This is a genomic window from Pseudomonas sp. PICF6 (assembly GCF_009831705.1).
In the GTDB taxonomy this organism is placed as follows: Bacteria; Pseudomonadota; Gammaproteobacteria; order Pseudomonadales; family Pseudomonadaceae; genus Aquipseudomonas; species Aquipseudomonas rhizophila.
The window spans coordinates 180892-190461 of sequence record NZ_WUUD01000020.1 but is presented as its reverse complement, the minus strand read 5'-3'; the positions used below and the strand labels follow the sequence as shown (position 1 = coordinate 190461).

The 9570-nt window shown below is 62.8% G+C and carries 6 protein-coding genes; all 6 read left to right on the top strand.

The annotated features are described in order from the left end of the window. On the top strand, positions 1-650 hold a 650-nt coding region (locus tag GSM73_RS27310; RefSeq protein ID WP_256676904.1), incomplete at its 5' end, for an autotransporter assembly complex family protein. Continuing rightward, positions 647-4333 carry a translocation/assembly module TamB domain-containing protein gene (locus GSM73_RS14075; protein WP_160892981.1) on the top strand — a complete coding sequence of 1229 codons (3687 nt, stop codon included), beginning with the start codon at positions 647-649 and terminating at the stop codon, positions 4331-4333. The genes GSM73_RS27310 and GSM73_RS14075, both read left to right, overlap by 4 nt. Positions 4334-4555: 222 nt before the next feature. Further along, the gene (locus GSM73_RS14070; protein WP_047229308.1) at positions 4556-5029 is read left to right on the top strand and encodes a MarR family winged helix-turn-helix transcriptional regulator; all 474 of its coding nucleotides are present in this window, start codon (positions 4556-4558) and stop codon (positions 5027-5029) included. Beyond that, positions 5026-6495 (top strand): efflux transporter outer membrane subunit, encoded by a 1470-nt coding sequence (locus tag GSM73_RS14065; RefSeq protein ID WP_160892979.1) that lies wholly within the window; start codon positions 5026-5028, stop codon positions 6493-6495. The genes GSM73_RS14070 and GSM73_RS14065 overlap by 4 nt, the downstream gene beginning before the upstream one ends. Positions 6496-6510: 15 nt before the next feature. After that, positions 6511-7713 carry an efflux RND transporter periplasmic adaptor subunit gene (locus GSM73_RS14060; protein WP_047229310.1) on the top strand — a complete coding sequence of 401 codons (1203 nt, stop codon included), beginning with the start codon at positions 6511-6513 and terminating at the stop codon, positions 7711-7713. 200 nt (positions 7714-7913) lie between these two features. Beyond that, positions 7914-9443: a DHA2 family efflux MFS transporter permease subunit gene (locus tag GSM73_RS14055; protein WP_107322885.1), complete on the top strand. Its 1530-nt coding sequence runs from the start codon at positions 7914-7916 to the stop codon at positions 9441-9443. Positions 9444-9570 lie beyond the last annotated feature (127 nt).

The window sequence follows — 9570 nt, the reverse complement described above, 5'->3', positions numbered from 1 at the left end:
GCTGGCAACGGGTGGTGTCGCTCAAGTGGCAGCGTGAGGAGTATCGGCTCGGCGACGATTCGGGCCTGAGCACCTTGCTGATGCCGGGCGTGAGCTATTCCTACTTGCGCAGTGACAACCGCATCGATCCGCGCAACGGCTATCGCATTCAATTCGACACCAAGGTCGCCAAGGAAGGGCTTGGGTCGGACAACAACCTTTTATATGGCACGGCCATGGTCAAGGGCCTGACTACGGTGTTCGACAAGCATCGTCTGCTGGCCCGGGCCCAGGTTGGTGGCAGCGCCACCAATGGCTACAAATCCATCCCGCCATCCCTGCGCTTCTTCGCCGGTGGCGACCAGAGCGTGCGCGGTTACGATTATCAGAGCCTGTCACCGGAAAACTCCGAAGGTGATCGCATCGGTGGTCGCTACATGGTCGCCGGCAGCCTCGAGTATCAGTATTCGATTGCGCAAAAATGGCGGGTGGCGACCTTCGTCGACCAAGGCAACTCCTTTAACAGCCTTGAGCTGCCGAGCCTCAAGACGGGTGTCGGCGTCGGTGTGCGCTGGGTGTCGCCGGTGGGGCCGATCCGCCTCGACCTCGCCCATGCGCTGGATGACGATGGCGGCATTCGCTTGCACTTTTCCATGGGGCCCGAGTTGTGAATCGTGGTTTGAAAATAGCGCTGCTGGCGCTCGGCACGTTGCTGCTGGTGGTCTTGCTGACCCTGGGCATCGTGCTCGGCACGCAATGGGGCAGCCGTTGGGCGCTTGGCGTTGTGCCGGGTTTGAGCACGGATAATTTTCAGGGACGGTTGGGCGGCCAGTGGAGTGCCGACCACCTGTTGTGGCAGCAGGACAGCAGCCGAGTGGAACTCGATCAGGTGATTTTCGCCTGGTCGCCGCTATGCCTGGCGCGCATGACCCTGTGCATCGATCAGCTCAAGGCCGGCAAGGTCAGCCTGCAATTTCCTCCGTCCACTGACGAGCCGAGCAGCGGTCCGATCACCTTGCCGGACCTGAACCTGCCGCTTGCCCTCGAACTGGGCGACGTGCAGGTCGGCAGCCTGTTGTTCAATGGCAGCGAACAGCTCAAGGGCTTGCAACTGGCCGCGCATTGGACCGCCCAGGGTCTGCAGATCGACTCGGTGCAGCTGCAGCGCGACGAACTGAGCCTGAAGCTGTCCGGTTTGCTGCAACCCGGCGGCGACTGGCCGCTGAAGGCCCTGGGCCGGTTGACCTTGCCAGCGCCACGCGCCACGCCTTGGACGCTGGACCTGAACATCGATGGCAATCTGCTCAAAACCCTCAACATCAACGCCGACAGCAGCGGCTATCTGCAAGGCCGGTTGGTCGGTGAGCTGCAACCGCTGGCGGACAACCTGCCGGCCAAGGTACGCATCACCGCCGACGGCTTCAGGGCCGGCGCCGATCTGCCGGATACCCTGATGCTCAATCAACTGGAGCTGACGGGCGAAGGCGATCTGAACAGCGGCTACCAGTTGCTTGGCAAGGCAACGTTGCCCGCCGAAAAAGGCCCGGTGGCCTTGCTGCTGCAAGGCAAAGTGGACGCCAACGGTGCGCAGATCGCCGGCCTGGACCTCAACGCCAGTGATCAGCAATACCTCAAGCTCACCGGCCAGCTGGACTGGCGCGAAGGCCTGAGCGCCGAGGCGAAAATCGCCTGGCTGGACTTCCCCTGGCATCGCCTCTATCCGCTGATTGACGAGCCACAAGTGACGCTGCGCAGTTTCAACGGTGAAGTGTCGTACACCGATGGCAAATACCTGGGCAATTTCCAGGCCGCACTGGACGGCCCCGCCGGAGCGTTCAGCCTGGACAGCCCATTCAGCGGCGACCTGACGACAATCCATTTGCCGGAACTCAAACTCGCCGCCGGGCAGGGCAAGGCCGAAGGCCATCTGAACCTTGAGTTTGCCGACGGCATCGCCTGGGACACGGCGCTGGAGCTGTCGGCCATCAACCCGGCGTATTGGCTGGGGGAGCTGCCCGGCACTCTGGCCGGGCCGTTGCGCAGCAAGGGTTCGATGAAAAATGACCGCCTGGAGCTTGATGCGGACCTGGACCTCAAGGGCAAGTTGCGCGGCCAACCGGCGCTGTTCCAGGCCAAGGCCAACGGTGTTGGCGAGCAGTGGAACCTCAGCGCGCTGGACATTCGCCTGGGTGACAACCGCATCAACGGCACGGGCAGCCTGCAAGAAAAACTCAGCGGTCAGATCGATATCAAACTCTCGCGCCTGGCCCAGCTCTGGCCGCAATTGCGCGGCCAGTTGATCGGTCGCCTCAACGTGGCCGGGACACTCAAGGCCCCCCAAGGCAAGCTCGATCTGCAAGGCACGCAACTGGCGTTGCAGGACAACCGCCTGCAAAGCCTGAACCTGGATGCGACCCTCGACAGCGCGCAGCGCGGCAAGGTTGACCTCAAGGCCAGCGGCATTCGGGCGGGCGATACGTCGCTCGGTGTCCTGACGGTGAGCGGGCAGGGCGACATCAGGCAGCAAAAACTGACCCTCGACCTGCAAGGGCCACAGCTGGAAACGGCCCTGGCGCTCGATGGCGTGCTCGACCAAGGCAACTGGCGCGGGCGCCTCAGCAGTGGCAATGTGCAGGCCGGCGGCCAGGCCTGGCGGCTGCAAGCCCCGGCCAAGCTGGAGCGCCTGGCCAATGGCACGCTCAACCTGGGGGCTCACTGTTGGCGTTCCGGCGAGGCCAGCCTGTGTGGTGAGGATCAGCGCCTGATGCCGGAGCCGAAGCTGCGCTATCACCTCAAGCAATTCCCCATCGAAAGCCTGGCCAAGTGGATGCCCAAGGATTTTGCCTGGCAGGGCCGACTCAACGCCGACCTGCAACTGGACCTGCCGGCCAGCGGCCCGAACGGGCGCATTCTGGTGGACGCCAGCGGCGGCACTTTGCGGATCCGGGACAAGGACCGCGACGCTGAGCAATGGCTGGACTTCCCCTACCAGACCTTGACCCTCGACAGTCGCCTGACGCCCAAACGGATCGACACCAGCCTGAATTTCGTTGGGGCCAAGCTGGGCGAACTGATGCTCCAGGCGCAGATCAATCCGTTGCCGGCCAGCAAACCGCTGAGCGGCTCGTTCCGCCTGAGCGGCCTGGACTTGTCCGTGGCGCGGCCATTCCTGCCAATGGTGGAAACCCTCACCGGTCACCTGAATGGCAGCGGCACGCTGTCGGGTGGTTTGTTGGCGCCCCAGGTCAACGGCAACCTGTTGATCAGCGATGGCGAAGTGTCCGGCCCGGAACTGCCGGTCAGCCTCGAAGACTTGCAGATGCGCGCAACGATTGCCGGTGAAACGGTGCGCCTCAACGGTGACTGGAAAAGTGGCAAGGTCGGCCGAGGCAGCTTGACCGGGGACATCGGCTGGGGCGAAGCCCTGAGCATGAACCTGGCGCTCAAGGGTTCGCAATTGCCGGTCACCGTCGAACCTTACGCGGTGCTGGAGGTGGCGCCGGACCTGACCATCACGTTGCAGGGCGAGCGGCTTTCCATCGCCGGCAAGGTCCTGGTGCCCAAAGGCGAAATCACCGTGCGCGAACTGCCGCCGTCTACCGTCAAGGTGTCGGATGATACGGTGATCGTTGGCCACCAGACCGAGGAGGGCAAGACACCGATGGCCATGGCGATGGACATCGATGTGATCGTGGGCCAGGAAAAGCTCGCGTTTTCGGGCTTCGGCCTGACGGCCAACGTACAAGGCCAGGTGCACATCGGCGACAACATGGATACCCGCGGTGAACTCTGGCTCAACGACGGTCGCTACCGGGCCTATGGGCAACGGCTGACGGTGCGTCGGGCGCGGCTGTTGTTCGCCGGGCCGATCGACCAGCCGTACCTGGATATCGAAGCGATTCGCCAGACCGACGACGTGATCGCCGGCATTCGTTTGAGCGGCAGCGCCGAACAGCCGACCACGCAAATCTTCTCTGAACCAGCCATGAGCCAGGAACAGGCGTTGTCTTATCTGGTACTCGGCCGGCCGCTGAGCACCACGGGCGAGGACAACAACATGCTCGCCCAGGCGGCACTGGGCCTGGGGCTGATGGGCAGTGCGGGGGTGACCACCAGCCTTGCCAACAATTTAGGGATCGAGGATTTCCAGCTCGACACCCAGGGCAGCGGCGATGCCACCAGCGTCGTGGCCAGCGGCAATCTGACGGAAAAACTCAGCCTGCGTTACGGCGTCGGCGTGTTCGAACCGGCCAACACCATCGCCCTGCGCTACAAACTCAGCAAGCGGGTGTACCTGGAAGCCGCCAGCGGCGTCGCCAGCTCCCTGGATATCTTCTACAAGCGCGATTTCTAAGCCTTCCCGCCACCCCCTGTGGGAGCGAGCCTGCTCGCGATAGCGATGTATCAGCCGACTCAATGTTGACTGTCACGATGCTATCGCGAGCAAGCCCGCTCCCACATTTTTATCTGCGTTTGTCGGGTTGTGCATAGCAAGCTAACTATTTGTTTGACATTTGCTGCCTAGGCAGTAACATCTCGACATACATTCACTGCCTAGGCAGTAAAAGGTGGTCAGATGAAACACTTCACCCCGGACGATTTCCACAATTGCCACCTCGGCATGCTGCTCGGTCGTGCCGCGCTGCTCAAAGACCGAATCATCGACACCCACATGGAACCCGTCGGCATCACTGCCGCGCAGTTCAAGGTGTTGATCATCATGGCCCAGCACGGCATCGATACGCCGGTCGAGCTGTGTCGGTACCTGTCCCTGGACAGCGGCTCGATGACACGAATGGTCGATCGTCTGGAGCAGAAAGGTTTTCTGATCCGCCAGCGCTCGGCGGATGACCGTCGGCAGGTGCGACTGGTGCTGACCGAAGCCGGCCAGGCCCTGGCCGATCGTCTGCCTGTTATCGGCGCCGATGCCATGAACCAGTTGGCGGGCGCCATCAGCCGCGAGGAGTTGCAAATCCTCGAACAAATCCTCAAAAAAATTCTGCTTGCCGCCGGTGATCCCATCACCGTATTGCGGTTGGGGGACAAATGAGTCGTAAAACCTTGCGTACCCGCATCAGCCTGGTGTTGCTGGCCATGAGCCTGGCTGGTTGTGCCAGTTACAGCGGCCTGAACACCGAAGGCGTCCGCCTTGAGGCTCAAAACCTCAAGGCCGGGCAATCTCTCAACGGCGTCACGCTGTCGCCCGCTTCCTGGCCGAAAAGCGATTGGTGGAAAAGCCTCGGCGATCCACAACTCGACGGTCTGATCCACGAAGCGTTGCGCGACAGCCCGGACATGCAGATCGCCAGCGCCCGGGTGCATCAGGCCAGTGCCGCTGCATACGCCGCCAATGCGGCGCGCATGCCGACCCTGGATGCCAGCGCCAGTGTCAGCCGTTCGCGGCTGGCCCGTGACCAGGACCCGCAAGGGCAGGGCGGTGCGTACAGCACCCTGCGTTCGCTGGGCGTGGATTTCAATTACAACTTCGACCTCTGGGGCGGCCAGCGTGCGGCCTGGGAAGCGGCCCTGGGCCAGGCCCGCGCCGCCGAGATCGACCGGCAGGCCGCTCGCCTGACGCTCGCCGCTGACGTGGCCCGGGCCTACAGCGATCTGGGGCAGGCCCACATCATTTATGACCTGGCCTCCGAGGACCTCAAGCGCACCCGGCAAATGCTCGACCTGGGCAAGCGCCGCCTCAGCGCCGGGATCGACAGCGAATATCAGTTCCAGCAGACCGAAAGCCTGGAAGCCAGCGCCGATGCGAGTCGGATCGACGCAGAAAAACGCCTGCAAAGCGCAAAAATCGCCTTGGCGGTGCTGTTGGGCAAGGGGCCGGACCGCGGCAATGAAATTGCTCGCCCTCACGTGCTGCAAGCCAGCGCCGTCGCCCTGCCGTCGAACCTGCCGGCCGAATTGCTGGGCCGTCGTCCGGATCTGGTCGCCGGTCGTTGGCGAGTTGAGGCGGCGGGCAAGGACATTGAAGCCGGCAAGACTCAGTTCTACCCCAACCTCAACCTGAGCGCGGCGGCGGGGGTGCAGTCGTTGTTGGGGGACGCGATGTTCGGTTCGGCCAGCCGCTTTTTCAACGTAGCGCCGACGGTGTCGCTGCCGATCTTCGACGGTGGGCGACTGCGGGCGGACCTGGACGCCCGGGATGCCGATTACGACATGGCGGTGGCGCAGTACAACAAGAGTCTGGTCAAGGCCCTTGGGGATGTCAGCGACACCATCAACCAGTTGCGCGACATCGCACGGCAGATCGCCGCGCAGCAACACGCCACCGATATCGCGCAGAACTCTTACGACACCGTGGTCCAGCGCTATGGCTCCGGCATCGGAAATTACCTGGATGTGCTGAGCATCGAGCAGCAATTGCTCCAGGCCCAGCGCCAACTGGCGAACCTGAATGCCGAGCAGATCGACCTGTCGATCCAACTGATGCAGGCCCTGGGCGGTGGCTTCGAGGCCGACACCCTGGCTTCGGCCGCGCCGGCCTCCACCACGTCGCACAACTGATTCGAGGTACTTGTCATGGCTACTGCCGAAACTACCCAACCCTCTGAAACTGCCCAGGACAGCAGCAACCCGCGCAAGCGCAAGCTGATGCTGCTGGGGCTGGCACTGATTGTCGTCCTGGGTGGCCTGGGCGTCTGGGCTTGGCACGAACTGTATGGCCGCTGGAGCGAGAGCACCGACGACGCCTATGTGAACGGCAACGTGGTGGAAATCACACCGCAGGTCACCGGCACCGTGGTGAGCATCGGTGCCGACGACGGTGACCTGGTGCGTGAAGGCCAGGTGCTGGTGCAGTTCGACCCGAACGACGCCGAGGTCGGGCTGCAAAGTGCCCAGGCCAACTTGGCCCGTACAGTGCGCCAGGTGCGTGGCTTGTACAGCAACGTCGATGGCATGCGCGCTCAGGTCAAAGCCCAGGAGGCCGAAGTACAGAAGGCCCAGGAGAACTACAACCGACGCAAGAACCTGGCGGCCGGTGGGGCGATTTCCCGGGAGGAACTGTCCCACGCCCGTGACGATTTGACCTCGGCGCAGAATGCGTTGGCCAACGCCAGACAGCAACTCAAGACCTCCAGTGCCTTGGTGGATGACACCGTGGTGGCTTCCCATCCAGACGTGCAATCGGCCGCCGCGCAATTGCGTCAGGCCTACCTGACCAACGCCCGCAGCACCTTGATCGCGCCGGTCACCGGATACGTCGCCAAGCGCACGGTGCAGTTGGGCCAGCGGGTGCAGCCGGGCACGGCGCTGATGGCGGTGATTCCGCTGGATCAGTTATGGATTGACGCCAACTTCAAGGAAACCCAGCTGCGGGACATGCGCATCGGCCAGCCGGTGGACATCGAAACCGACCTCTATGGCAGCGACGTGAAGTACAGCGGCACCGTCGACAGCCTCGGTGCGGGCACCGGCAGCGCGTTTGCCTTGTTGCCAGCGCAGAACGCCACCGGCAACTGGATCAAGATCGTGCAGCGGGTGCCGGTGCGTATTCATATCAACGCCCAGGAACTGGCCAAGCATCCGCTGCGGGTCGGCCTGTCGACCCAGGTCGACGTCAACCTGCGCGACCAGAGTGGTCCGGTGCTGGCCCAGCAACCACCGAAACAAGCCTCTTTCAGCACCCAGGTCTATGACCGGCAACTGGTCGACGCCGACGCGATGATCAGCCGGTTGATCCATGAAAACAGTGCCGCGGCGAGCAAGACCGCGCAGCGCTGAGGTAGCCATGCCTGGCGACTTGGGTAATGACCTGAACCTGTGGGAGCGAGCCTGCTCGCGATAGCGGTGGATCAGCCCGTGTTGATGGCGACTGAAAATCCGCCATCGCGAGCAGGCTCGCTCCCACAGTTTTGTCCCCCATTTCAACCGGGACTTTTGCGCAACTTTGTCATGTCCGCTTCGCTTCATAGGATTTCGCAATGAGCAATAACGCGTCCTTCACGCCGCCCAGCCTGTTGCTCAGCACCATCGGGCTGTCGTTGGCGACGTTCATGCAAGTGCTCGACACCACCATTGCCAACGTCGCTTTGCCGACCATTTCCGGCAACCTGGGTGTCAGTTCGGAGCAGGGCACTTGGGTCATCACCTCGTTCGCGGTGAGCAACGCCATCGCGCTGCCGCTGACCGGCTGGCTCAGCCGTCGGTTTGGTGAGGTGAAGCTGTTCTTGTGGGCAACCCTGCTGTTCGTGCTCGCCTCGTTTCTGTGCGGTATCTCGACTTCGATGCCGGAGCTGATTGGCTTTCGTGTCCTTCAGGGGCTGGTGGCCGGGCCTTTGTACCCCATGACCCAGACCTTGCTGATTGCCGTGTATCCGCCGGCCAGGCGCGGCATGGCCCTGGCGTTGCTGGCGATGGTCACGGTGGTGGCGCCGATTGCCGGGCCGATCCTCGGCGGCTGGATCACCGACAGCTACAGCTGGCCGTGGATCTTCTTCATCAACGTGCCCATCGGGATCTTCGCCGTGATGGTGGTGCGCCAGCAACTGAAGGCGCGGCCGGTGGTCACCAGCCACCAGCCAATGGATTACGTGGGCTTGATCACGTTGATCATCGGTGTCGGTGCGCTGCAGGTGATCCTCGACAAAGGCAACGACCTGGATTGGTTCGAGTCGAACTTCATCATTATCGGTGCGCTGATTTCGGTCATTGCCCTGGCGGTGTTTGTGATCTGGGAAATGACCGACCGCCATCCGGTGGTCAATCTGCGGCTGTTCGCCTACCGCAACTTTCGCATCGGCACCATTGTGCTGGTGGGGGGCTACGCCGGGTTCTTCGGCATCAACCTGATCCTGCCGCAGTGGTTGCAGACCCAGATGGGCTACACCGCCACCTGGGCCGGGCTGGCGGTGGCACCCATTGGCATCCTGCCGGTATTGATGTCGCCCTTCGTTGGCAAATACGCCCACAAGTTCGACCTGCGCCTGCTGGCCGGGCTGGCGTTTCTGGCCATCGGCCTGAGCTGCTTCATGCGCGCCGGGTTCACCAACGAAGTGGATTTCCAGCACATCGCTTTGGTGCAGTTGTTCATGGGGATCGGCGTGGCGCTGTTCTTCATGCCGACCTTGAGCATCCTGATGTCGGACCTGCCGCCACAACAGATCGCGGATGGTGCCGGACTGGCGACGTTCCTGCGCACCCTGGGCGGCAGCTTCGCCGCATCGCTGACCACCTGGATCTGGATACGCCGGGCCGACCAGCACCATGCCTACCTGAGTGAAAGCATCAGCACCTATGAGCCGGCCACCCGCGAGGCGCTTAACCATCTCGGTGGCGCGAGTACACCGGCTTATGCCCAGCTCGACCAGATCCTCAACAGCCAGGCGTACATGCTCTCCACCGTGGATTACTTCACGCTGCTGGGTTGGGCGTTCATGGGCTTGATCGTGCTGGTGTGGCTGGCGAAACCGCCGTTTGCGGCGAAGGCGGGGCCTGCGTCGGCGGGGCATTGATTCAGAAGTGAAATGCAATCCAATGTGGGAGCGAGCCTGTGGGAGCAAAGCTTGCTCGCGATGAACGATGACACGGTCTTGCAGTGGAACCGTGTCGCCTGCATCGCGAGCAAGCTTTGCTCCCACA